We start from the raw sequence: 25081 nt of genomic DNA on the forward strand, positions 1-25081 counted from the left end.
TACCTTGAGGCTATTGCGCTTTTAGCCATCTTAGATCGAGTATTTCTTAAAAATAAATAAAGCTATGTTTCGATTAAAATTTCTGTCGAACTTAACTATTGGTTTATTACTGTGCTGTACTGCTATTGCTCCTACTACAGCAAACAATCTGTTAGGAGGCTACACCTCTTCACCCGATGCCAAACGAGTAGATCAAACCAGAAATACATCGGGAGGATCGCGTTCTGATTGTCAAAATCCTTTCCCTGAAGAAAAAGATTCTCTAACTTTATTGGTTCCAGCAGAAGAAGTAGCTCACCAAACGACGACTGCTCGTCCATCTTTTTTATTTTACGCTAAAACTACTTCAAACATTCCAGTAGAATTTACTTTAGTAGATCCAGATGCGGGAAAAACGCTAGTAGAAAAATCGATATCCGTAGAAAAGCAAGGATATTATGAAATAGCATTACCAAAAGCTATAGAATTAAAGCCAGAACAAATTTACTTATGGCACGTTGCCGTTCCGTGTGCCAATAATAAAGAAAGTTTTTGGTCGGTTTTGAGATCTTCTGTCGAGTACATTCCACCATCGGTAAATCTCGAACGCGAACTTCAAAACGCCGATTCCGAGCTAGAGAAAGTAAGAATTTATCTTAGCAATAGCGTTTGGTACGATGCTATCAGTCTTGCCAATCGCTCTCGTAAGGGATCGTCAACTAAATATTTACAGCAGTTATTAACTGATGCCAACATTTTTGTATCGAAGCAAACAGCTTCTCCCTAGTTCTTATAAAAAGATCTAATTGACGCTTATATTAAGCGTTTTAAAGTATAATGATTTTGAAAATTAATAATAGACTAGCGGTGCGTAAACGGTTTAAAAGCTTCATCCGAAAAACACCCGTTGAAACCAAAGAAGTAGTACTTACTTCAATAGGTATCATTTTGTCTCTAGCAGTTTTGCGAGGGTTGGGGTTGTTGCAGCCATTGGAACTAAAGGCATACGATTTACTTTTTTTTCTTCGTTCTGCTGAACCAAAAGACGAACGGATCGTCATAGTCGCCTGGGATGAAGAAGACTTGCAGATGGCAGAAGAAGGCACTATGTCTGATAATACCCTGTCGGTGGTTTTGGAAAAAATCAACCAACAACAACCCCGTATCATCGGCTTGGACTTGTTTAGGGATGTCCCCGTTCCTTCCAGGCAACTGACAGATGAAGAAAACGAAAAAGCCTACAACAATCTTCAAAATTCGTTTCGCTCGACTCCCAATTTGGTAGGAATTGAAACGGTTATTCCGCCGATTATCAATCCATCAAAGATTTTGAAAGACAGAGAACGAACGGCAGCCGCCGATTTGCTCCGCGATTCGGACGGTACGATTAGACGGGCTTACATTCATCCTTTAGAAGATGAAGCGGGAAATCCCGCTAGCATTCCATCTTTGGGAGTGGTTTTGGGATTTCAATATTTAGCGGACGAAGGGTTTGAGGCTGACAAAACTAGAAGTAATGCACTTAAGATATTTAACAGCAAAACTGGGGTTGAAATAACTTTAGAGCCTCTAAAAAAGTTGGATGGTAGCTATATCGAAAAAGAATCGGGAACTTTAATACCAGTCAACTGGCGAACGGGAAACTCGCGCTTTGAGAGAGTATTCGTCTCTGAAGTAGCTACGGGATTGGTTCCACCCGATATTTTTAAAGATAAAATTGTTTTAATTGGTAATGTTTCGGCATCTGGAGCGGATAAACACTATCTTCCTATCAATCGTTGGAACTCAGATTCGATTACAACTAATGGTGTTGAAATTCACGCTCAAATAGCCAGTAGCATTATCAGTGCCGCACTAGATGGCAGAGCGTTAATTAAGACGATCCCCGAATGGAGTGAATGGATTTTAGCGATCGCAGCAGTAGTGGGAACTGCTTTTATTGCCAAAAAAAATCGCGTCGCTCGTCCTGGAAAAATTATTTTGATTACTACCACTGGTGCGCTCGTCATCATTTGCGGTTTGGTAGTATTCGCGCTTTTAGCATTTTCCGAAGGATACTGGATTCCAATCGTTCCTGCTATTTTAGGAGCTTTGGCAACCCCACTGACAATTAGTTTGTCGATCTATATCAACAAAATCAAAGCTGCAAATAAAGATTTTAGACTTTTACTTAAAGATCTCAATCATTCTATTAAAAATCCCCTAAGCTCGATTGAAGGAAATGCTGAGTTCGGACTGGAGCTTTGCCAACACTTAGATAATGCGCGAACCAATTATGATGATTTTGGCTTTATTGAAGAATTAGAAAATATCGAACGCCAGCTAGGTCAACCTCCGCTTACCAATCTTAGAAAACTTTTAGAAAGCGTTTATGCACAAAGTTTACAAATTAAACATCTTCGCAATAGCTCTCAAGAATATTTCAGTGTGGCTTACTCAGAAGAAGTATTTAGAAAAGTATCGCTAGATTTAAACCAGTTAATTAGAGAAACGGTTAAAAGAATTTTTAAACTTAAATCACTAGAGTATAACTGCCATTGCAAGCTTCTAGAAGATTACGAAGAAGAAAATCTTCAAGTAACCGTAAATAAAGCAGCTTTCGAGCGAATTATTGAAAATTTAATCGATAACGCTTTTCGAGCTATTTACGAGCGTATTAACAAAACGCCAAAACATCAGGGTGTTATCAAAGTTCAAACTCGCAAAACAAGAAGAAAAATAGAATTTTGTATTTCGGATAATGGAATTGGAATACCCGATTCAATAATAGAACAGATATTTTTGCCATTTAAATCTTTTAACGCCTCTACAAGAAAAGGACAGGGAATGGGGCTAGCTCTAGCTAGAACTATACTTTACAGACATAATGGCGAAATAAAAGTCAAGAGCCAACACGGACAAGGAAGTAAGTTTATTATTCAGCTAAATACATAGGATAAAATCCAGCTTTTTCTAATATCTTTTGTCCTTCTTGAGAAGCCAGAAAATTAATATAGGCTATTCCTGCCTTTTCGTGTATGGTCCCATCTTTACGAATAACCACAAACAATGGTCTGGTCAGCGGATAATTTTGGCGATGAAAAGCCTGCAAATTGACGCTACCATCGTTTAGTAAAGCCGCTACGGGAATGGTATTTTCATCTCGAAGTAGCGATAGAGGTTGAATCGATTGCTGACCTTTTAAAATTGCACTCGAAGCATAAGAAATTGCTCCAGGATCTCCAGCCACTTCTCGGATTGCGCTGGTATAGTCTCTTACGATCTTCGTTTCGGCATCTAGTGTAAAATCACCTGTTTTCTCTTTTAGCAGTGGTAAAACTTCATCGACTTTGGGATCTAAGCTAACTGTGGTAATTGGCATATTTTCTCCGCCGACTTGCTGCCAATTGTCTATCTTTCCCGAAAAAATGTCTCTTAGCTGTTTGAGACTGAGAGACTTGATATCCAAAGATTTATGCGTATAAAAAACAATGCCATCGAGCGCAATTGGAGTTGCTTCTAAGTTAAATCCTGCCAAACGAGCGCGTTGGTATTCTTCTTCAGTTAAAGGCTTTGCGTGTTGGGCAAAGCTCAACTCTTTGTCTATCAGCATTCCAATCCCGGTAGCGCAGCCAGGATTCCCTAGTGGTTCTCTATAGCTAAGTTTAAACTGAGGATGAACGCGCTCGATTGCTTCGTTCATTCCCTCTCTTTGAAGGGCGGCGAAGCAAATCGAACCTCCGTAGCTAAATGTTCCAGAAGGTACATTAACTACATCTTTTAGTTGTCGATACGATACGATGTTTGTCTCTATCGAACTCGATTCGGATAAATTTGGTTGGGATTTATTAAATGAAAACCGAGCTACCCAAACTCCTGTAGCAACTATAACTAAAGCAGCCAGAACCATTGGCATTCTCGCTTTAGCCGACTTTAAATTTTTAAACCAAAATTGTAGTGACTCTTTATAAGTTTTTAAAAAATTTAGTTTCGCCTGCTGTTGTTGGGTAGAAGAATTTAAAGATGTCCGACACAACAAACATCGCTTGGCATCGGGTGGATTGCCTTCAAATAAGCAATTGGGATTGAAACATTTTTGATGAACCTTTGTAGTGTTACGCATGAAAAGTTTGACTTTAATATCGTTCCAGAATAAGTTTTAAACTTAATTTACGAGATCGATCGAGAATTTTTTTATTAATTGTCTCATGTTTTTCTTTAGGCAAACTGCCCCATTGATTGAGCGGTTTGCCTAAAGATTTCTCGAAGTTCGCTCGAATTGAAGGAATATCCAGTCGCTTTAGCTCTGCTTCAGTCCAATATACTTCTGGTAAAGTGGGATCGTTTGCTATGGTATCGAGTTTATTTTGGAGAGCTTTTTGAAAAGAGAATAAAAGCGTATCCGTTGTTAATACTTGTTTTCTATAAATACATAGTTCTTCTATCAGTTCGCCTGCAATTTGACTTGCCGCTCCCAAAACCTCCGCTCGAATTAAATCTTTGTATTGAAGCATCAATGCTCTAATAGCCGATTCAAAATCTTGCTCTGCTTCGTCTTTTTTTAGCTTATTAGAAAGGTTTTGATAGGCGGTCTTACTAAGATATAGTCGATTAATAGCTTGTTGGCGCGTTTGCTCGAAATTTATTTCCCACTTTTTCAGGCTAGATATAGTTTTGTTCGACCATTGAGATAGAGTGTAAGAACCTGCTCTATCCCACAACTTGAATAATTTTTGGATTTTAACAACCGATAACTTTCTAATCTGACGTGCATTAGAGCGAACAACCGCCAAACAGCAGTTAGGTAAGCAGTTTTCGTCGGTATACTTTTCTGGATTGAAAAACCATTTTGCTAGAGATTTTTCAGTATGTTCGAGTTTTTTGCCAAGGCTACCGTGTCTATTATCCTGACAAAGACTTTCAGTTATCCTTTCTAACTCTTTGACAATTGTAAATTTACTTCTGCCCTTTTTTAAATAGATGACAAAGTTGTCTACACCTATCTCGCGTAAAAAAGTTTCGATAGACAGGGCATAGGGACAGGGTTCGGAACGCCAATAATTGATTAGCTCGATTCCCGTACCAAACTGCCACTTTTCTACCTTTGGTGCGATCTTCGATTTGGGAATGACTATAAAATAGGGTTCTAACCTTTTTGAATCTACTAAGACGCATTCTTGATGCAAAGTTTGAAGCACTAACTTCATTTCGTCGTAAGAAATTTCAGCATTCGTACATGCACTAGCCCCTTGTTCTATAGCTTTAAGCATCATCGCTTTGTTAGGGGCGTTTATTGCCAAAATTTTTATCTGAGAAAAGTTTTGAGTTAAAATTTCAAGATCGTCATTAGCTTGAGCTTGAGTTGAAGCTAAATCCAATGCTACTACTTCTGGATTCATCTCTTGAAGCAGAGCAACTAAATCTGCTTTACCTAACTTCTGATTTATAATTGTTAATTCTGATTCGAGAAAAGAAATTACTTTATCTTTGGTCTGCGAACCTGAAATAAGATCGGTTTTGACCATAATTAATTATCTTTAAGATAAAAATTTAATTTTCCTGACAAAATTCTGTAGTGAAACTTTTGCTCTAAAGTAATTGTACAGATTTTGTCAAAATAAATCACTAGATAAATAGATTTTAGACTGGGGTGCCAACTAGAAAATGAGTAGATATTATTTAGACTTTGGTGCGAACCGAGGCTTCCTGTTCGGCAATAGCACAATCTCGCTCTAGCCACCTGGCAAAGATCGACTCGCGATTGTCGTCTGGTGCTAATGGTTCGAGTTTGTACATTCGCTGTTTATCGTCTCGACCGCCTCTCGTCTTGACAAAAACTAATTGCCTATTCATTTTTCTGAGAATTCTATTGGCGATACGAACTCCACAATCGCGGTCGTTAATGCCCACACCCAGGATACTTTTAATCTCCCAGCGCATCGCTTTACATCGTTGCTCAAACTCCTCTAGATTCCTCCTGCAAAATTCGCGGTCGGGGTTGAGAAACTGCTCAATCCCTAAGATTTCCATCGCTCTAATTTGCGTGGCGATTAACCGTTTATTAATGTCAGGGGTAAATGCTTTTTGGTTTTCACCTGCTAGCGACTTAAGCGAACGGCGATCGCGTTCTAGAAGATGCTTGCGTCCAACGGTAAAATAATAGTTTAGCCGTAGCTGAGAGTACCAAGCATTATCGTCTCGCTCTACCAGTTTCGCTGTTACTGCTACTTCGTAGCTCTTGGCTAAACTACCATTCCGCTCTTTGAGCCGTTCGATTTTAGTTTTAGCCCGTTTTTGTTTGAGATGTTCTAGTTCGGTATCATCAGGAGTTTCTACAGCCGCTACTTCTTCACAGTACACTCTATGGTTCTCCTGTCGAATCTGACTTTGATAGTCGGAGGCTTGTTTGATTTCTTGTTTGGTTTTTTCTTCGGATGCCATCGTTTCGTCTAACTGTTTCTCTAGTTCGGCTTTTCGCCAAGTATCGGATAAGCCTTGCACCTTAGCCTTTAGCTCCTCTTTTTCTTTAGCTTCCAGTTTTGCTATTTCGGCTAAATCTTTGATTTTGTAGCCCTCCTCTTTAAGTTTATTGAGAATTGTCCCCCGATAGTTAATTTTGCCAGCGTTAATTAAAGCAGCACGTTTAGCCCAAGCTTCTTCCGAAGGATAGTCTGTAAGTTTATAAGTCAATAGTTCTTCAAACTCGTCGTCATCTGCACTACGCAAACACATTAAATGCGTCTGAGAGAGTTTGTGTTGGGAATATTTTAAAGCTTTAGAGCTAGTCGCCCCATTGCCAATCGTCATATTCTTAGCCGACTTTTTGAACCAGACATGGCGAATTACATCATCGCGCAGTCTGGCGATCGCCTGAGCGACACTATCTACGGGCTGATTGCCCCAGGCGATGCACCAGACCGAGTTGAAGTGTCCTTTGATATCGATACTAACTCCCGTTTCAATTACGGGAGAGCAGATAACGATGTCGTAATCTTTGAGAGTATCGTTGAGATGCCCCATACAGCCGTAGGCAGGATGTTCGGGGTCGGCTACTGTCTCTCGATCTAAGACCAGTATTTTTTTATTAGGGAACATCTTACAGTAACGCGAATGTAAATTACTTGTCCCCCACTTCGACCGCCACTTTTGCCCCGAACAGTGAACTAGTACTTTTTTACCCTGTCTTATCGCCCCGTCTAGTTTGACTACCATTCGGCTTGGATCGTTACCGTCGTAGGCGATTAATTTTCGCCTTTCGCTTGGTTGATATTCATTTTCCAGCATCCAGGTTTCAACGGGAAAACCAATTAAGGCACGAATGTACTCAATCGCAATTGGAGTTAAATCGGCATCGGCTAGCCAGACTTTACCTCCCGTTCCTACCGCCGTTATCAAAAGCTGTTTGAGGCTTTGAATAATCGCCGTTCGGTTATGTTGGCACGTAGAGCTATCGAGCAGATGCCAAATAGCTTGTTCGGCTTCGTCGATGATAATTGTCGCCCCGCGCCATTCGTCGGGGTCAAAGGAGGGATTGGCGTGGGGATGAAGCGAATCAAAGCAGAGGGCATAGCCCAAAGCTCCTCGGACTTCGCTAGTTCTAATTTCGCTACGGCAATCTACCCCAAATCGTTCGGCTAGTTCTTTTTCTAAAGCCTGTCGATGGGTGAGAACGATTACCTTTTCGCCTCTATCTAAGGTTGACTCGACGGCAGCAATAGCCATAAATCCCGTTTTGTTGGTACCCTTGGCTGACTTTAAGCCAATAAGTTGGGGAGCGTTGGGTATTTTTATCTTGTTGGGGTTTAAATACTGCTCCAAGACTACTAGAGGGTCGTAATTTTGTAAAGATGCCTCTAACCTCAGCTTGAAACTAGTCAGGCTGATACGGGCATTATATGCCGCATGGAAAGCAGCAACACCACGATTGGCTATTAGGTCGTCTACACCTTTATCGGGAAAGTCCCAACTTACTACAGATACCTTACAGCCTTGTTTTTCTAGTAGTCTGCCAGTAACGGCGATCGCTTTACTGACGTTTTGAACAGTTTTAAGTTTTGTATCTCTATCGAAGCAAAAAGTTATTTCTCTACCCTTACAGGCAAAAACTATTAGCTGGGGAATAAGCTGGTGTCCGCCAAACTCCTGTTTTCTGACTCCGTTCCAGACTCCAGGCAGGGCGATTGCTACATATTCTGCGGTAATCAGACAGCCTGCTTTTTTAGCTCCTTCGGTTACTATTAGGGGAATTTGAGGATTGTCCCTGACCCATTTCCAGAAGCTAGTAGTTTCGTCTTCTGGTAGGGGAACATCAAATTTTTTGGCGATCGCTTCCCATAGATGTCGGGGAACGGGTAGGGCAAATATTCCCGTTGGGTATTTAGGAGGAGCTTCGTATTTGAGAAGCTTTTCTTTGGGTGGTTTGCCAAAGCCTTTAAATTCAAGCCAGCGTCTAGGGAAATCTGGCTTTAACTGTCCCCAATCGTCGGGTTCGTCGAGTGAGGGGCTTAAGACATCGACTCCGTTACACCACCAACCTCCAGATTCTAAAGATTGGTACTTGAGATATTCTGTATTACTGACCCTACCAGTGTTGAGCCTTGGTAGCGCGTCGGAGATAAACAGGTAGTCATAAACCGCCAATCCTTCTAGAGATTTAAGGCTAAGAGCGGTTAGTTGTGAATCTACTTTCGATTTAGTTACCCATTCACTCCAGTGAGATTCTTTAATTTTAAATAACGCCGAACACATTCGTAACTCCAGAAAATATGTAGGGTTTCCTCTGGCTGTTACTTCCTTGACCTATCGAATTTAAGCAAACCTGATTTTTTTGCGGTAAACACTACTCCATACACCGCACACTAAGTCATAATAAAGATCTTCTAGGTTGCTGTTTTATTTGTTGTAACAGCTTTAAATTTCGATTGTCAGTCGAAATTTTGGACTTAGTCAGCTTAATAAAATTAGGTTTGATTGAGTTCGAGCGATGTTGTCAAGCAAATAACAGCATTTTCCTCTTCTGCTAAACTAAATAATTCTTAATCTAGCTAGGCGATGAGAATTGCCTGTAGCAGTTCAGTTCTGGGTTCTGGTAATTGTTTGCAACAGAAACTTTCTGTCAAACCTTGTCAAACAGAACGCGCAGTTGATACAATCAACCCAGAAAGTGTTTTTTATAGCTCGTATTTAGTTAGGACATAATTTAACCTCCTGATTTATACAATTAGCTAGTGGGGACACAAAACCAAATATCAGCCTCCTTACTATGGGGTTTACAAAAATTGGAACGCCGATGACCTTCGCCAAAAGATGTCGGTGTTCTCAGCTTTTAAGGCACATCCGAATAATTATCCGAAATCTGCTTGGTTAGCATTGTAACCTGAAGAAAGCAGTAGAGCTATAGTTAGCTATTTTTTTCAGCGAATTTTGGTAATTTTGACAGTGATACGATCGCATTTTTTTACAATTCGACCTTTATAGATGTTTTTCAAAATGTTTAATAACTAGAAAACCGAGCCAAATTTTAAAGGATAAATTACTAAAGAGAAGATAAAACGCTGTTCGGTATCGGTTTCTCCATACCCTTGTGCTTCTATTAAAGGAATGGCGTAATCAATTCTTCCTTCTAAAAAGCTTGATTGATAGATAAGTCCCAATCCAGTAGAAGCAAAATTGCTGTTTGTTGCAAGTTCTTCATCATTATTCCAAATTGTACCAGCATTTATAAAAGGAACGACGCTAATCTGGCTCGATTTTCTTCTGCCAATAACTGGTATCCTCAACTCAATATTACCTACAATTCCATTATCCGCATCGCCAATATTGGAACTATAGCCTTTAACACTATCAACTCCACCTATTGTAAACCGTTCGATAGGCAGCAGGCGATCGGTAGTTAATTGAAAAGCTATACCAGTACTCAATACCATAGCATTTTCATTGCCGAACGCTTTTAAATACTGTAAATTTCCCTGCCAGCTTGAGAAAATACCGTCAATTCCCAGTTCGTTTTGAGTTGCACCTAAAGCATCAATACCAAAATTGAATTTAGATTCGATCGCCAATAAGGAATTATTGCCATTTCTCAAATAATTCTGAGAAAAATTCAATACGGTAAGTTTGGTTTCACCATTTTCCAATCCTTCTACAAAGGAAAAAGACAGATCTTCTAACACAAAAGTCTCGCTATCGATATATTCTATTCCCAATCCGAGACTAAAATTGTCGGTACGAGTCGCAATAAGAGGCTGTGAAATATTTAGCTGAAAAGATTCGTAATCGGCTTCAACACCTAATTCTTCAATTTCTTCCTCAACCGCAACGCTCTGAGCGTTGTTGTAACTAAAAGCAATTCTGCCATCTAAACTGTTAAAAGGAAAAGAGTAGCGACCTCCAGTACGACCCAAACCTTCAGTTTGAGAACGTTCTAAAGTAAGGCGATCGCCGAATCCAAATAAATTTTGGTGGGTAACTTGGGCATTTCCACCAAAACCGCCAATGCTGCGAGCATAGCCATCGGTAACGGACAATTGAGAATTCCAAGGCGAATTTTCCTCTAAATTCACCAGTAAGATATTTTGTCCCTTTTTTTCTTCAATTAGTTCGGCATTTATTTGTTTAATTAAAGGATCGCTTCTCAGCTTTAATAGAGATTGATACAGACGATCGACATTTAGCAGTTTTCCTTCTTTTGGCAGTCTGGACTTTAGATAAGCTTCGCTTAAATTTTTAGAACCTTCGATCTCAATGGCTTTTAAAGTTCCCTCGACAACTTGAATTTGAACGCGACCGTCTGTAAGTCTTTGAGGAGGAAGAAAGGCTCCGCTACTTTTATAGCCATTATCAATGTAATATTTACTAATTTTGTCTTTCAGCCGAAAGACTTCCTCTAAAGAAATTTCTCTACCTTCATAGGACGCTACCATTGACTGTAATTCGGAATCGAAAATTGTGTTTCCCCTAATTTCTACATCTTTGATTAAAATTCTTGGCGCAACTTGAGCGGTTGCCACMCCAGCCGCTATTGTCAGCGTTGCTACTTCTACAGCAACAATCGCCGCTATCCTTATTAAAGACATACAAACTAAATCGATTTAAAATAAAAATCTAAAGCTATCTGTATTGAGCTTTTCATACAGAGCTTTTTGAACTCTTAAAATAGTATAGCCCCCTCGGGCTTATTTATTGACAATAAAAAACATTATGTCGTTGTTAGAAGCTCCTAAAATTCCATTTCGTGGCAAAATACTTTACGTCGATGACGAAGTTAGCCGCGCCGAGACAGATCGGCAAGTATTCACTTTAAAAGCCAGACTTCGTACCGAAGATTTGTTGTTTGCCGATGCTTTTAATAATGCTTTGGAAATTTTAGATAAACATCTAGAAATATCCACCGTACTTGTAGATCTGAGAATTCCCGAACGAAGTGAAGATACTTACGATTACGATCCTCAAAACCCAGATAGAGAGTGGGGAGAAAAGCTGATAGAGACAATAATTCAAAAATATTCACAAAAAAGGAAGATCTATATAATTGTTGTTTCAGCTTACACGACATATGTTTACAATAGCCGAGATTCTTCTTCTCCAGTACTAGCTTTCTATAGTAAGCCTATTGATTTTGATAAGCTGATTGAGAATTTTGAATTTATTATCAATGATAGTTTAAAAGAAAAAAGTTCTTTATTTTTGAAGCCAGAAGAAGATTCTTCCTCAAGTGATGGTTTTAACTACACTTCACTCAACTTAGATGAAGAAACTCTATTGTTCGTGCGAGATAGAACTGTAGAAATCAAAAAATTAATCAGAAGAACGGCACAGGATATTGTAGATATAGGTAAATACTTAACTGAAGTCAAAGATAAATTAGGTCACGGTAACTTTTATAATTGGCTCGATGTAGAATTTAACTGGAGTTATTCTACTGCGGCAAGATTTATGCAGGTTGCCGAACGCTTTAAATCTGTCAGTCTGACAGATTTAAATATACTACAAAGTGCTTTGTATCAATTAGCCGCTCCTACAACTCCAGAAGGAGCGACTGTTGAAGCACTAGAACGAGCAAAGCAAGGTGAAATAATTACAGAGAAACTTGCTAAAGAAATTAAGCTCAAGCATAAAGAACAAAAAAAAGTAAATTCTTTGGAAAACGAACTTCCGTCGAAAGATTTACAACTCGAATCACAAAAATCTCAGCACCGAAATCGGATATCATCCTCACCTCAATCCAAACTAGAACCCAAGCAGTCAGTCGTAGCAGTTATTCCAACGAAAAAAGCTGTTTTAAATAGTTGGTGGCAAATAGGAAATTACCATCGGCTTTTTTGTGGAAATCCCAAAGATAATAGTTTTCTCAGTCACCTTCCCAAAAAAATTCAACTTACTGTAACCCTTCCGCCGAACAATAATAATTCTTTAATTCCCAAAATCAAGGCAAAATCCGACCTTTTATTTCGTTCAGAACTCAATGATATTGACCCACTATCGATATTAAAAATGATCGAACACTGCCTTGGTACCACGACAGAAGGTAATGATATAGTAGTAATTTCTTATATTCCTACACCTCGATTGTTAGAATTGATCGATACACTAGGATGCAACTGTTACGTTGCCGAGCCAGATTTGGAAAAATGCGATCGCCTCTTATCTATTTGGCGAGATAAAGTAACGGTGTCTCGATTGTCGGTTTGAAAAAAAGTTATATTTTAGGTAAAAAAGTTTTCTGGCTTTGCATTTTGATTGAAGCTTACGTTATATTACTTATTTGTAAATGAATACTGAATCTAATTTTTATACCTCGGCGGAGTGGTATTCTGGATTTACGGGCAAGCTCGACGTAACCAATAAAAGCGAACATTTCGATGGTTGGACACTTGAGTTTGAAGCCCCGTTTGAAATTACCGAAATCTGGGATGCCAAAATTATTAGTAAGGAGGGCAATAAATACGTACTTGGCAATCTCGACTACAACAAAGATTTAGCTAGCGGTGAAACCGAAACTATTACTTTTAACGCCGATAAAGTTGATGGAGAAATAGTCGCTCCCGAACATTATTCTCTAAGTAGTAGCAACGGAGCGGTCGAATCGCCAGCATTAGAAACCATAACAACACACAATAATGTGGATTCTTCTGCTGCTAGTTTTTACATCTCGGCGGAGTGGTATGACGGATTTACAGGCAAGCTCGACATAACCAATAAAAGCGAAAATCTAGACGGGGGATGGAAGCTAGAGTTTGAAGCCCCGTTTGAAATTACCGACATTTGGGATGCCAAGATTATCAATAAGGAGGGCAACAAATACGTACTCGGTAATCTCGACTACAACAAAGATTTAGCCAGCGGTCAAACCGAAACTATTACCTTTAATGCCAATAAAATAGAGGGAGAAGTAGTTGCTCCCGAAAATTATTCTTTAAGTGGTAATGGTGTGGCGAACGAACCTGTAGCCATAAAAAATATTTCAGAGCCAGAGTTTTCTGGTGATGCTGGAAATTATACTCCTGAAGGCGCGACGGGAAAACCTATTGCTTTAGAAAATACAACGGTAGATAATAACGAAAATTTCCGTGTCGAAGACGGAGAAAACACATTTGATGACGACTCGGCAGATACTTCGTCGTCTGAAATTGCCAAACAAGAGGATTATCTCGATGGCTCTGAAAATGACTTAAATGACTCGCACCTCCAAGTAAAAGGAAGATTTCTCTACGATGCAAATGGCGATAAGGTGATAATGAGAGGAATTGAAAATGTCGTTCGCTATGGTGAATATCAGGGTTCGGGTGAATGGAATGACCCTTACGAAAATGGTTCTCTAATCGATGGCAATGGCGATTGTGTTGACGAACTCGCTAAAACGGGAGCTAACGCCACGCGCTTGATAGGTGGAAGACCAGAAGAGTTTGAGAATGCCCTTGAAAAAGCAGTAGATAATAATCTTTGGGTTTCAGTAGGACACGTTGATTTTAGGGACAAAAAGGTCATAGAAACAATTCAAGATAACGAAGCTTACGTCACGCTTCACGCACAGGGCGAAGTAATTCATGAGGATGAGAATAAGTGGCGAGAAGATTCTATTCAAGCAATTAAAGAAATTAGATCCCTTGGATACAAAGCCCCGATTGAAATCACGGCGGGTTTTTATGGGCAGAGATTTGAAATGATTCTCAATCAGGGTGAGGCGATTTTAAATTCCGATCCTTTAAAGAATGTAGTTTTCGTAACTCAAGCCTATTCAGAAATCGAGAATCGAGGAGGAGTTACCGCCAATCTCGATAAACTGGCGAATTTTTCCGCACCAGTTTTGGTAGGAGCGTCTAACTTCGGTATTGGGACGCAGAACGGCTACGGCAATAAACCTAATACTTACAAAAAAGTATGGGATGAAACTTATAAAAGAGATCTTGGTAGCTTCTATTGGGCATGGTCTGATGCTGGATACGGCGATGTAGTCAGTTCCAATCGGAGATTTGATGGTCTTACCTCCGTAGGTGACTACATAGTAAACGATAGCCCTGCTAACCTAAGCTCTCATGCTCCAAAAACCGAATTTCTCTTAGATGCCGCCGTTGATGCAAATGCCGCTTAATTGGTTCTGGCAAAAATTGATATTATTTAAATTAAACGCTTTTAAAAAATGTTTTTTGCTATATACTAAAAACAAAGACATTTTTGATATTAATAATTAGTAATTTATCGACCACTCGAACGCGAGCTTTGTTGCAATAAGCTTGTTTATTTCTCATGTCGAGTATGTTGCTTTTTCTAACGTCTCTAAGGTCTTGCTCCTTTAGTTTAATAAACCACTCGCGCTTAGAGCTTCTAGCCTTTAGCTATGTAAGACTTAGTGCTAACAGTTAACGGCTACCGCGAAGCGGTTTAGGCGCGAGTTCGTTTTTCATATTTTTTTTTTCTATGAAACAACCTCCCATCAAAGTATTAATTGCCGACGATCAAAGGTTTTTTCTAGAAGTAATAAAATGTTGTCTTAAATCGAAAGACATGAAAATAGTTGGCTCTGCTATTGACGGAGAGGAGGTTCTTAGCGCAGTTAGAAGTCTAACCCCTGATGTTTTGATACTCGATCTCGAAATGCCGAAAATAAATGGCTATCAGTTGATCGAAAAACTTTCAAGCTATACTAGTTTAAAAATAATTGTTTTTAGCGCACATCAGGAAAAAAGCTACGTTACGCGAGCTATTAAAGCGGGAGTGCATGGTTATCTTTCCAAACTCAAACTCAATGAAGGAGACGAGCTTGAATCTACGATTAGATTAGTTTATCAAGGTTATTGCGCGTTTAACTACAAGTTTTTGACTCAAACGCTATCAGTTATGAATTTGGCAAATAGCAAAGCTGCCGTAAATTCTCAGGTGCGTTCCAAATCAAGAGTTCGAGCGACAAAACCTAAAAAGCGTCCCTCGATCGATCTAAATCCGCTTTTAAAATTTGCTCAAAAACAAACAAAAAAAAGTGTTTCGTCAAAACTGGATTATTTACAGCAATTAACAGTTAAGTTTAGCAACTTTGCCCGTAATTTTCAGTTTTCAATAAAACTAAAATTCGTTCATTTTATCTTGTTTTTTTGCTGCACCCTATCTCTAACAATTTTTGTCAGTACGATTGTTATCGCTCTTGACTGAAAAACATCAACCAAAATTAAATCAAGTAAAAATATGTTTGTAAACCAAGTTCTCGACCTAACCAATGCCGAACGTACTAAAGCGGGATTAAATCCTTTAAAACTAAATTCTCAATTAGTTGATGCCGCTCAAGACCATAGTAATGATATGGCAGAAGATGATTTTTTTAGTCATACAGGAATTGACGGTTCTGATGTAGGTAATCGCGCTACTGATAGTGGCTATCAATATTCGACTGTAGGCGAAAATATTGCTGCGGGGCAAACCACCGCCGAAGAAGTAGTAGAAGGTTGGATGAATAGCCCCGATCATCGTGCCAACATTCTCAATCCCAACTACACGGAAATTGGCATTGGCTACGAACATGCAGCAGAAGATACGGGTGCGGTTAACTACAATTATTACTGGACACAGGTTTTTGGTACTCCTCTAGCTGGGGGGAATTCTGGTATGAAAAATCTAACAGAAGATTACGCTCGCCAGGGAACGGAAGATAGTGGTAAAGAACCAGAAATGTCCGATAATGGCGAATTATTTGGTAATAACGACACTATGCTGACAGGCGATCGCGATGCAGTTGATTTTTCTGAAGATAATGCCGAAGCAACAAATTTCAAGCCTAACGCTAGTGGCAATTGGTATAGTTTTAGCGATATATTAAATGATTTTGTGGTTGGTGGTACGGGAATAGATATAAACAGAGAAAGCGATTTCGCAAAGCAAAGCGGCAAAGCCGATCGAGAGCAAAACTCAGAATTTGTTGACGATGTATATATTCGGGATCTCTTATCCGATTCTGAAACTTTTAATACTTCAATCTGGTTGATGGCACAAGAAAATTAGGCTTTGGTAAATAAAAGTATGATTTTCTAAATATGTGGTTGGCTTTGCGAATGCCAGAGGAAATCGCTTTTTTGTTGAATCATACCTCAATCCAGCAACGTCAATTATTATTTACTTTTAAATAAATATTTATCGAGTTTGCCCTTTCTTTTAGCATTATAATAAGTTTGTCGGCAAACTCCTATTATTTTGCAGATCTGGCTTACGGATATTTCTTGGCAACAAGCTTTTAGAATACCGACCATTTGACATTTTTCATCCGTCATAGTTTCGGGTCTACCCATTTTGCTTTCAGTTTCTATTTCGGATACTGAGAACTTAGAAAGTTTTTCTTCGAGAGAAAATAAATTCTCGATTAATTTTTTTATGTCTATAGAACTAGAGGGAATTAAATAAAATTCTTCTAAACTACGCAGAAATATGCCTTTTTCTCTAATTAAATTTAAATTTTGTAATAAGGTTAGATTTGAATATCCTAATTTACTAATTCTCGAAACCACCAAAGTATCACCTTTGTTTAAAAGTTTAAAAGCTTCCTTTAGTTGATTCTGTTCGTGTTCGGCGAAATCAACATAAATTCGTTCGCATCCAGCCAATTGAAGCTTTTTAATAGCTTCGATATTGGATTTTTCACGGTCAAACAAATTATAATTCTTGCTTAATAATTCGTAACCAACTAGCATGATTATTTTTTTAGACTTTTTTGACAGTTAGTGTATAAAAACTTTTATTGCGCTAAACCTTTTGTCTTTTAATATATGAAGCTTTAAAAAACAAAAAAAGAGTACTTTTTGGACACCAAGGTTTATTACAAACTTATTATAAAGCGTTTTTTTAGGTTTTGAGTTGACTTACTAGAAAATAATTTTAATATAATTATTAGACAGTAACAGTATTGCAAATCAAGTTAATAACTGGCAAGTCAAAGATATCAAGTTGCAGTTTTTCTAACTAGAAAAGAAATTAGCTGTTCGAGCAAAAAGTTTGCTTCACCCAGAAGTTTCTAGTGCCTAAAGCAAACTTTAACGATATTGAGGTAACACTATAGATAGGAAAGTAAATTTTGCATGAATTACGCTAAAAAAAATTTGGTAGACGATCTATTGCCCTTGCAGCAACTCCAACCAAACGAATCTTTTAAAAAACGTTGGTTAAACTTCGTCGATTCGGGATTACATTTATTTTTGTCGAAAGCAAGAGTTCGACGAGTTTGGCGAATATTGTATCGTTACAATCTTTGGAGAATTGGAGGCGCACTTTTAGGAAGTTTGATACTAACTATCAGTATGCAGTTGAGAGCAACAGCACAATTATTGGATGATGCTGAATCGGAAGTAGACGGTATTTTTGGCGATCATTTAGATGGAGCTACCGATTTTGTCGAGGTCGTGTTTGGTTCGGGACGAACGATTTTCTTGGTTATTGGCGTTGGCTTGATTGCTGTTGCATTAATTGATGGAGTTCGCAATCAAGGCTCTAACTGGCACATTTGGGGACTTATCGGTACGTCTTTAATTTTGGGAGTAGTATTGGTGTCAGTTTGGGAAGGAGCAATCTTTGGATAATAAAAACGAGAGAGATTTTATTAAAATCTCTCAGGTAGTAGGAAAAGCTAAAGTCATCGGTCCGCTATCTTTTGTCGATGTTATTCCCTTAGTTTTAGTATTTTTCGTAATTTATGGCTTGTCCTTACTTAAAATAAAGGTTTTTGATGCCATTTTAGTAGGAACTTGGCTCTTAGGAACGATATTTATGGTGTCGGGTACTCGTCCCGATAAATTTATGCGGAGGTTAAGGGGAAAACCGAAGCGTTGGCGGAGAGGATTTTATCCTTCTAAAACTCTAATAGGAAAAAAAAAGTAAATCGTCCACTATGTCCGAGCGTGATTACGAAAACGAAATTCATTTAAGAGCGATTTGCCAACTCAATCTACGCAATCGCCAAGCAGGAGCATATTTATTAGAAGAGAATAAACGTTATTCTCTTAGATTTGGCTTTACCTTTCCTGGCGTGCATCCGTTTGTCGGCTATAGCACTAAACTTTCATCTTTAAATGCTTGGAATGAGGGCGTTCGTGGGTTTCCCCCCAATGAAATTATTAGAATTCATCAAAAGTCTTTTTCCGATAGTAAAGAAAGGGAAGACGAGTTAGAAAATCGAGCGGAACGTTGGGTCAATTACAATCCTGCTTTGACCGTTTTAAATTACCATCAGCAGAGTCATACAAAAAAATTATCCGAGCGAGGAACACGCCAACAATATCGAAATCATATTTTTTGTAGTTGGGGATATCGACCAGGAGAATCAAGCGAACAAGACTTTGTTGAAAATTGGTTGGGAAAAGCAATAATCTCATTTGAAGACTTTTATTTAAAGTTTAAAGGTGAAACAACCAGAGAACTTCACAAAATTTTAAAAGAAATTTTTCCTAGAGGTTTTGACGAATCTTTTCTGCATTGGGAACAGCAGTTAAACACCCGTATGGGTTTAAAAACATCGCCAATGCAGTCACGGCAATTGTGGGATTATGCTTGGAAAGAATTTAATCTTACCTCCTCTGAAAAGAAAGAAATTCCTCATTTAATTATTGCCAATGAAATAAACGGTCGGATTGAAATTGAAGAAAAGATTGCTTCTAGGTTGTGTCCTGCTTCAGTTCTAATAAAAGGTGAAAATGGTCGCTCTTCCGTTCCCTTAGAAAATTACAACTGGATAAGAATCAAGAGTAAATATACGGCTGCGGTAGTTTTAGAAGAAAAAGTAGATGGTTACGCCGATCTAGAACATAAGTTTGAGTACTGGTGGAAACCGCTTTTAGAAACTCCAAACTGCGAACTGGTCTGGGAAGCAAAACTATCGAATTCTACCTTTGACAACATAAATTTACAGAGATCGCTAAAATTTCAAAAGTCAATGGCTCAATTTTCCGAAAAAAAGGGGAGCTATAGTGTTGTAGCCAACGAAGAAATTTTAGACTCGATCGAAGCACAGAAAAAAATCTTCCAAGGAGATAGAACTATTACCGTCTCGATAGTTTTTTTCCTTACCAGAAACTCTCCTCGCGAATTAGATATTGCGTGTCGTCAATTAACGAATATTTTTCCTCAAGGAAAATTGATTCGCGAACCCGATATCGTTCCCGAACTCTGGCGCAACAAGCAGCCCTTTGTCAATCGACAATTAGTTGGCTCTTTGAGGCAGAATGTCTATTTAAGTTCGGATTTGGCACTGCCTGTTCTAACGGCGAAATCTTTTGACTCTCGCGGTATAGAATTTCTCACTAAAGAAGGCGGAAAACCCATTTATTTAAATGCCCAAACCAAACATCACAACGAACTTACAATTGCTAGAACGCGGAAGGGAAAAAGCACCAAACTAGCCGAGCAGATTTTTACCGATCTCAGTTACGGCATACCATCAATCATGCTCGACTTTGGCATGGTTACGGGACGTACGACTTGCTCGGACATGGTAGATTTTTTAGGTCCTAGTTTGGGAGCTAACGTAGAAGTAGCCTACAAAGACTACAACATCATTCAAACTCCCAATCTCACTCGTTTGTCTCCAAAAGTGCGCCAGGTACAAGAACTTACTTTCCAGTCGGCAATTCTTTCATCTCTTGAAAACATTGTTTTAGGTGACGAACGAGGAAGCCGTCTGGCAAAACGGATTCGTTCTTTTCTCGATTTGGTCATTACTATTTTTTTTCAAGATCCCCAAATTCAAGCTAGGTATGAAGTGGCACATCAAAAAGGTATCGGCAGTCGAGAATGGTCGGAAATGCCAACTTTGCCAGAATTAAGAAATTTAGCTGCTAATATAAACCTCGACGAGCTTGGAGGAGGTAAAATTTCCTCCGAAGCGAGGGATGAAGTAGTAATGATGCTAACTAGCTTTATTAGAAGCCCTTTCGGACAGTCTTTTTCTCGTCCTAGTAAAGTCAAATTTGACGTTCCTTTTCTTAATTTTTCTCTACGTGGAGCGAGAAACGAAGATGAAATCACTTTAATTGGTACGATCGCGCAGACTATAGCCGTAACCAGGGCACTCGAACATACTAGGAGTTCGGTTAGAGTAGATGAAGGTTCTATCTTGCTAGAAAAGCCAGCATTAGTTTACAACACGGCAGAAACGGTAGTAAATGGCGGGAAGTCTGGTATTTCCGTTTCGCTTCTCGCTCAGGATATTCCTTCAGTTGCCAACTGTGCTGCTGGTTCTAAGCTTCTCACCAATACCGATGTCAAAATGATTGGCTCGATTGACGATAGCGATATCGATGGACTAGCTCATTATTTGAAAAAGCCACCAGAGGTATTTTATCGGAATGCCAGAGAAGATTTCGATCCCAATCCTATCGATCTCTGTTCGTACTGGTTGATGCTAGCTGAAGGTACACAATTATATCTAGCTCACTATCCCTCACCAGAACTAATGGCGTTAGTTGCTTCCAATCCCGAAGAACAGAAAGCCAGGGAGCGATATCTAGAGTCTTACGCCGATTCAATAGAGGCGATTTCAATATTTGCTCGCGATTACGAACGAGCCAAAAAAACAGGAATGCCAATGTCAGAGCTAGCCCCGTCGAAAGACCACGAGGCAACAGGTTTGCTATTTGTTTAGGAGAAGAAAGTGAAAAAAATTGTTCGAGTCATTCTAGCGATTGCATTAGTTAGTACGACATTCATAAGCTCGTCGGCAGGCGCAATCGAACTTAACAAAGAAACAGTCAATGGAGTTATCGACACTGCGGAAAATTTTAATAATTCTATGGAGGGGATTTTAGAAGATGCGCTCGATTATTTAGTGACCGTATTGGGAGATCGAGTGGGTAACGACTGTCCCGAAATTTTAAGAATTATTCCAGGTTCTTGTCCCGATGGTGGCATTCTAGATGCCAATAGCATTCCCAGAACATCGGGCGGTTTTCGCCAAGTATCTCTACCCAACGCCGAGTTTTTTACCTCTAATTCGATGGTTATCGAAAGAGACTTTGCCAATCTATACGACCGCGAATACGCTAGGGCTGAAGCTGCCAGACTTACAGGTGATGCGGGACAAGAATGGTTGGATGAAAATGTTGCCGTTACCGCATCGCTAATCGAGTCCAACGAATTAATAGCCGAAGAAGTGTCGGATTTAGCTCTAGAAGCTCAAGGTTTAGATGTTACCCAAGATGTGATGAAAAACATGACTCAAATTCAAAGCCGTGTCGTGGAAATGTCTTTGAATGAAAGTCAAATCGACGCTCAAATGCAAGCCTCGTTGCTAGCCCTTCAGCAACAGCAAGCCAGCGTAATGCAAAATATAGCCAATTTGGGAGAATCTTTAGATGAAAAAAATCGTCGCGACAGATTAGAGCGCGAAGCACTCTATTTACAAGAAAGCCGCTCTTTAGTTTATATCCCTGCTTTTAAGTGGTAGCAAGCAAAATGCTGGCGATATCGAACTATCATTTAGCCATCGGTAGCGGCGTTGATATTATTAGAGAAAACGCCGAACAAGCTTTGAACGTCTCTTTAGGATGGGATGAATATTGGAATGCCACCTATCAACAAACTAACGGACTGTGGTTGGCAGCAATATACATATCTTCTCTTATAGTATCCTTTACCTTTCTAGCCTTTGCTCTTGCTTTCTGGAAATCTCTAGCTACAAATCAATGGCAAATTGCTTTCGAGCAGTATCTGTGGATGGGGATAGTAATAATTTTGCTGAACAATAACGGAGCGATGTTGGTACCAGTTGTCAAAGCTATGCGTTCGATTGCCATCGAACAAACTCAAATTATCTACGAAATTAACATATCGGGTGTAGCAATTGAAGAAGCTCTCAAAGATATTTTGGTAACTTCCGATATCAAACAGCAAATTGCCGTTGAGTTTCGTGCTTGCGAGGCAAAGACGGGAGAGCAACAGCTAGAGTGCGTCAGACAGGTAGGCGAACTGGCAGAAGAAAAAATTAGTCAAGCCGAACAAGAATGGGGTGCGCTGGCAGGATTGAGAAGACTGAGCGATCGAGTAGTCCAAAATGTCCAAGATATTATCGACGATCCGACTCAAATGATTGGAGGATTGGGACGATTGACATTAGATGGACCGATTGTTGGAACTATAGCTCAAGCTATAATTCACCAGTTTTTAAAGTTATGCCAGTGGGGGTTTGCCAACCTTTTCGAGCTAGCTTTAGCAATGACGGGGCTGTATGCTCCTGTTGCCGTAGCTTTAAGTGCCGTTCCCGTTCCTACTAAATTCTTATGGTACTGGCTGATTAGTTTTTTATCGATCGCCGTAGCGGTATGGAGTTATGCGATTACGGTCGGGATGGTGGGCTGGGTAGTTGCCAGATCTGGTACGCAGACCTATGCAGATACGGGTTTTTTGCTATTGATTGGCTTGTTTGCTCCTTGTCTATCTTGGGTATTGGCGAGGGGAGGAGGAATAGCTATCTGGCAGAGTGCGACCAGTGGAGCGATAACAATTTTGAGGGCATTGTCATGAGCAAACTTCCACAGGTTCGACGAGTAAACATTGGCGAGAAAGATATTCTAGCACTTTCCTTTGCGGGGTTATGTTTGATGTTTTTTGCTTTAGCTGGCTCATCATATCTATCTGCCCGTAGCTGTTCGCGTTTGGCTAAAGGAGCGGATACGGTTTTTGTCCAGCAACCCGATGGAACTGCCTTTGTTGCCAATCCTAAATCTCCTAACTATCGCGAACCTTTAGTAGTCAGAAACTATGTTAGTAAGTGGTTAACCTATACTTTTTCTTTATCTAACAACCTGACCACAAAAACTGACTCTAAAGTAGTCGATCGCGGTATTTATATAGACGGGCAACAGATTCCTACAAATGTAGTTAGTGGAGCGTATGCTCTAGCTGCCAATAAAAGAGAAAAATTTGTCAGTGCTTATGTTGCAGAAGGCTGGATACCAGAAGATTATTTTTCTGGCGATTCTACTACTCAGTTAGAAATTGACGAATTGGGCAAGGCTCGACTTATCGACGAGGAAAAACAGATTTATGCCGTTAATGTAGTAGCAACTGTCAGTCATTTGAGAAACGGTCAACCGACGGGGAAAGTAGATTTTTATCGCCGAAAAATTATCGTAGCTCCAATTCCAATTCCCCAATACCCCCCCGCTCAAAACGCTTCGATTTACCAAAAGTTGAGCTATCAGTGGAAAAAAGAGGGTTTGCAAATTAAAGACATCGAATTTTTATCATTCGACTTATAAAAAATGGCTACAATCTGGACGAAGGAAAAATTAAAAGCCGTAGCAGGTGTTTCTGCTGCCGAGACAATAGAGAGTAATTTAGCTATTGATGCTGAAACTGAGGAAAACTCCCAACTCAAGCGGCAGGTAAACAGAAGGGCAATTCCCAAAGCTGCTTTTTCAGCGGTGCTGCTAGCACCCGTTATTGGACTCGTCTATTTATTTGCTTCTAATAATTTTAGTGGGGATAACCAAGATGAAGCTAAAGCTACCGAGCCAGATCCTCAGATAAAACAATTGCAGCAGGAATTAGAAGCAGTAAGCGAACAACTAGAAGAAGCTGAAGCTCAACTAGCGGTTGTCAAACAAGAACAAGCCCTACCCATTAAAAGCCAACCCGAAAAAACTCCTCCAAAAACCGAGTCTTCAAAACCCGCTTCTACTCCCACTCCCGCTCCCATTGCTAGAACTCTACCACCCAAACGAGTCGCACCCAAACGTTTTATTCCCGAACCCGTTACTGCTGCGCCCGAAGTCGCGCCTACACCACCACCCGCCCCCGTTATGGCAAGTGTTTATGGTGCTGGAACGGGGGAGAGCGATTCTTCTACTGTGGTAAATGCTCGAATCGAAGCAAATTCATTGCCAAAAGCAACAACCGTAGCCGACTATAGTTCCCAACAGTTACCCACGATCGATCCTGCCATAGAAGCTCCTCTGCTACAAGAACGACAAATGCTAACTCTGCCAACTGGAACTTCAGCACGAGCTAGTTTATCTTCTCCTTGGGTAGAAGATTTGAGCGGCGTTACAAGCGAGAGAAGTTCGATTACTAGCGTGGTTTTAAAGCAACCTTTAAAAGCTGCCAACGGCGAAATCTTTTTACCCGCTCGAACGACAATTTTAGTAAGAGCCGAATCTTTAGGTCGCTCGGAGCTAATTGAGTTTGTCGCTCTTGAAGCTCACATTCCCGACCGTTCCTCTAAAATTACTCTTCCCGAAGGAGCGATTCGGTTTTCGACTGTTGAAGGCAAGCCAATTGTCGCCATGCCCATGCCCGATGAGGAGGAACGAAATGGTGATTTTCTCGACGTACTAGATTCTGCCAGTCAAGCCTGGGAAATTGGCAGTCAAATAGGTAGTCGGGGAAATTTGGTAGAAAACCTGATGCAGAGCCAAAGAGAAGTACGTTATCTACTTCAAGGAAGGGAAGACTATCGTTCTTACGAGCAGCTTTATTTTTTGCCAGTAGGAACTGAGTTAAGGCTCTATGTTAGGAATGAAATTACCATACCCGCTGCTTCTATTAAAAATATAGATGAGGGAATTAGCAATCCTTTGAACCAACCCCAATTAATTCTTCCTCCCAGACAACCTGCCGAGCGTTATCGTTATCCCCTACCGCCAAATCACTAGATATC

At 39.8% G+C, this 25081-nt stretch carries 18 protein-coding genes; 13 read left to right on the top strand and 5 right to left on the bottom strand.

All coding sequences use genetic code 11. The features are described 5' to 3' along the window. Window positions 1–64: 64 nt before the first annotated feature. Together KV40_RS28250 and KV40_RS28255 are read left to right on the top strand one after the other, a co-directional pair. Window positions 65–766: a DUF928 domain-containing protein gene (locus KV40_RS28250; RefSeq protein ID WP_036488267.1), complete on the top strand. Its 702-nt coding sequence runs from the start codon at window positions 65–67 to the stop codon at window positions 764–766. A gap of 80 nt (window positions 767–846) precedes the next feature. Next, a complete protein-coding gene (locus KV40_RS28255; protein ID WP_172657358.1) occupies window positions 847–2913 on the top strand; it encodes a CHASE2 domain-containing protein in 2067 nt (688 codons plus the stop codon). Here KV40_RS28255 and KV40_RS28260 read toward each other — a convergent pair. From KV40_RS28260 to KV40_RS28275, 4 genes are all read right to left on the bottom strand, one after another. Beyond that, window positions 2894–4081 (bottom strand): substrate-binding domain-containing protein, encoded by a 1188-nt coding sequence (locus KV40_RS28260; protein ID WP_052056032.1) that lies wholly within the window; start codon window positions 4079–4081, stop codon window positions 2894–2896. The two genes, KV40_RS28255 and KV40_RS28260, sit on opposite strands and share 20 nt — an antisense overlap. Window positions 4082–4094: 13 nt before the next feature. After that, window positions 4095–5483, bottom strand: coding sequence for a hypothetical protein (locus tag KV40_RS28265; RefSeq protein ID WP_036488280.1), 1389 nt, complete (start codon window positions 5481–5483; stop codon window positions 4095–4097). Between the two features lie 154 nt (window positions 5484–5637). Further along, window positions 5638–8706, bottom strand: coding sequence for a plasmid replication protein, CyRepA1 family (locus KV40_RS28270; protein ID WP_036488281.1), 3069 nt, complete (start codon window positions 8704–8706; stop codon window positions 5638–5640). Window positions 8707–9458: 752 nt separating this feature from the next. After that, window positions 9459–11033 (bottom strand): ShlB/FhaC/HecB family hemolysin secretion/activation protein, encoded by a 1575-nt coding sequence (locus tag KV40_RS28275; protein WP_052056033.1) that lies wholly within the window; start codon window positions 11031–11033, stop codon window positions 9459–9461. 124 nt (window positions 11034–11157) lie between these two features. Between KV40_RS28275 and KV40_RS32740 the strand changes: the two genes are divergently transcribed. The 4 genes from KV40_RS32740 (at window position 11158) to KV40_RS33840 (ending at window position 16446) form a co-directional block, all read left to right on the top strand. Continuing rightward, entirely contained in the window at window positions 11158–12648 is a 1491-nt protein-coding gene (locus tag KV40_RS32740; RefSeq protein WP_052056034.1) for a DUF3102 domain-containing protein, read from the top strand. 79 nt (window positions 12649–12727) lie between these two features. Further along, on the top strand, window positions 12728–14548 hold the full coding sequence (locus tag KV40_RS28285; protein ID WP_036488282.1) for a cellulose binding domain-containing protein: 1821 nt from the start codon (window positions 12728–12730) through the stop codon (window positions 14546–14548). Between the two features lie 326 nt (window positions 14549–14874). Beyond that, complete coding sequence (locus KV40_RS32745) at window positions 14875–15603, top strand: response regulator transcription factor (RefSeq protein ID WP_052056035.1); 729 nt, start codon at window positions 14875–14877, stop codon at window positions 15601–15603. Window positions 15604–15636: 33 nt separating this feature from the next. Beyond that, window positions 15637–16446 carry a CAP domain-containing protein gene (locus KV40_RS33840; protein WP_072013930.1) on the top strand — a complete coding sequence of 270 codons (810 nt, stop codon included), beginning with the start codon at window positions 15637–15639 and terminating at the stop codon, window positions 16444–16446. 107 nt (window positions 16447–16553) lie between these two features. Here the strand turns inward: KV40_RS33840 and KV40_RS28300 are convergent, their stop codons facing one another. Beyond that, window positions 16554–17129, bottom strand: coding sequence for a recombinase family protein (locus KV40_RS28300; protein WP_036488283.1), 576 nt, complete (start codon window positions 17127–17129; stop codon window positions 16554–16556). A 384-nt stretch (window positions 17130–17513) separates the two neighbouring features. On the opposite strand from KV40_RS28300, the gene KV40_RS28305 reads away from it, so the two are divergent. The 7 genes from KV40_RS28305 to KV40_RS28335 are packed head-to-tail and all read left to right on the top strand — an operon-like array spanning window position 17514 to window position 25076. Further along, window positions 17514–18011: a hypothetical protein gene (locus KV40_RS28305; protein ID WP_036488286.1), complete on the top strand. Its 498-nt coding sequence runs from the start codon at window positions 17514–17516 to the stop codon at window positions 18009–18011. Next, entirely contained in the window at window positions 18004–18309 is a 306-nt protein-coding gene (locus KV40_RS28310) for a hypothetical protein (protein WP_036488289.1), read from the top strand. Before KV40_RS28305 ends, KV40_RS28310 begins: the two co-directional genes overlap by 8 nt. 10 nt (window positions 18310–18319) lie before the next feature. After that, complete coding sequence (locus KV40_RS28315; protein ID WP_036488291.1) at window positions 18320–21067, top strand: hypothetical protein; 2748 nt, start codon at window positions 18320–18322, stop codon at window positions 21065–21067. Between the two features lie 9 nt (window positions 21068–21076). Next, window positions 21077–21868, top strand: coding sequence for a hypothetical protein (locus KV40_RS28320; protein WP_036488294.1), 792 nt, complete (start codon window positions 21077–21079; stop codon window positions 21866–21868). Window positions 21869–21876: 8 nt separating this feature from the next. Beyond that, window positions 21877–22944, top strand: coding sequence for a hypothetical protein (locus KV40_RS28325; RefSeq protein ID WP_156114228.1), 1068 nt, complete (start codon window positions 21877–21879; stop codon window positions 22942–22944). Continuing rightward, window positions 22941–23681: a hypothetical protein gene (locus KV40_RS28330; protein WP_036488298.1), complete on the top strand. Its 741-nt coding sequence runs from the start codon at window positions 22941–22943 to the stop codon at window positions 23679–23681. The genes KV40_RS28325 and KV40_RS28330 overlap by 4 nt, the downstream gene beginning before the upstream one ends. Window positions 23682–23684: 3 nt before the next feature. Then, complete coding sequence (locus KV40_RS28335; protein ID WP_036488300.1) at window positions 23685–25076, top strand: hypothetical protein; 1392 nt, start codon at window positions 23685–23687, stop codon at window positions 25074–25076. Window positions 25077–25081 lie beyond the last annotated feature (5 nt).

The organism is Myxosarcina sp. GI1 (assembly GCF_000756305.1).
Classification (GTDB): domain Bacteria; phylum Cyanobacteriota; class Cyanobacteriia; order Cyanobacteriales; family Xenococcaceae; genus Myxosarcina.